The sequence below is a fragment of the Ochrobactrum sp. BTU2 genome (genome assembly GCF_024539785.1).
Classification (GTDB): Bacteria; Pseudomonadota; Alphaproteobacteria; order Rhizobiales; family Rhizobiaceae; genus Brucella; species Brucella anthropi.
Window position 1 is genome coordinate 1 of the sequence record NZ_JAHWRG010000086.1, and the last position, 1,016, is coordinate 1,016.

Sequence of the window (1,016 nt, forward strand, 5' to 3'; positions counted from 1 at the left end):
CTTAGATCGCCCAGGTCGAGCGTTGCCTGGGCCGGATCGATGATCGTCATCTTCTCCGACTTCGTCCCGAAGAGCTGGCGCTCAAGGAAGGCAACACGCGCTTTGAGATCGGCATTCTCTTCGTCGAGCGAGAGAATAATCCGGGTCAATTGCGCAGCATCCTGAGGCAAGGGATCGGGTCGAAGCAGCATGACTGACCCTACCATATCAGCCTGAATTTTCAAGCAAAACCAATAGGATCAGCCTGTTTTTGAGGGGCGTCTCACCGCGTTTCGCCTGACCCGCGTCCAGTCAATGCCCGCCAGCAAAAGCGAGAACTCCTGGGCACTCATCTGTATTGCACCATCGCGGATCGGGGGCCAAACAAACTTTCCGCTTTCCAACCACTTCGTCGCCAGGATCATGCCTGACCCATCCCAGTAAATGCAGCGAAGCCGATCCAGACGCCTGGCGCGGAACACAAACACGTCGCCACAATAGGGATCGGCTATAAGTGCTGACGCCACCAACGCCACAAGGCCATTCATGCCGCGCCGGAAGTCGACCGGTTGCGTTGCCACCATGATCTTCACGCCACTCGGCGAAACGCCGATCACCGGCGACCTCGCAAGGCCGCCACCATCGCTTGCGCCAGTTCTGGTGCTATCGGGCCAATAACCGTCATGCGCGCGCCAGCAATCTCGACCTCAATTCGACCGACGCCAAAGTGGGCCACATCTGGCGGCGAGCCTGGGACCGACGCTTGATCGCCAGTCACCGTCACCGGCACGAACATCGCCTGTTGCGCACTGACCCTCGCGGATCGTTGAGACGTCAGCCCAGCGTCCCGACGCCAGACGTTCAGCAAGCCGCGATTGACGCCCCAGCGCCGGGCAACGGCCGAGATGTTCACATCAGGTTCCGCGCTTTCCGCAAGGATCCGTGCCTTCTCCTCGTCAGTCCAATTGCGCCGCTGACGCCGGCCGGTAATCACCTCGATCCGATGGTACTTTCCCTCATGCCTGGCTTCATCCATG

Annotated in this window: 3 protein-coding genes; all 3 read right to left on the reverse strand. The window is 59.8% G+C overall.

Annotated elements, in window-relative coordinates; translation table 11 throughout:
• Nucleotides 1–191: transposase (locus tag KWJ32_RS28115; protein ID WP_256886627.1), on the reverse strand; the 191-nt coding region annotated here is incomplete at its 3' end.
• Nucleotides 192–239: 48 nt separating this feature from the next.
• A complete protein-coding gene (gene tnpB, locus KWJ32_RS28120; RefSeq protein ID WP_256886628.1) occupies nt 240–596 on the reverse strand; it encodes an IS66 family insertion sequence element accessory protein TnpB in 357 nt (118 codons plus the stop codon).
• Nucleotides 593–1,015, reverse strand: a complete 423-nt coding sequence (locus tag KWJ32_RS28125) for a transposase (RefSeq protein WP_256886629.1) — start codon at nt 1,013–1,015, stop codon at nt 593–595. The genes tnpB and KWJ32_RS28125 overlap by 4 nt, the downstream gene beginning before the upstream one ends.
• Nucleotide 1,016: the final 1 nt, after the last annotated feature.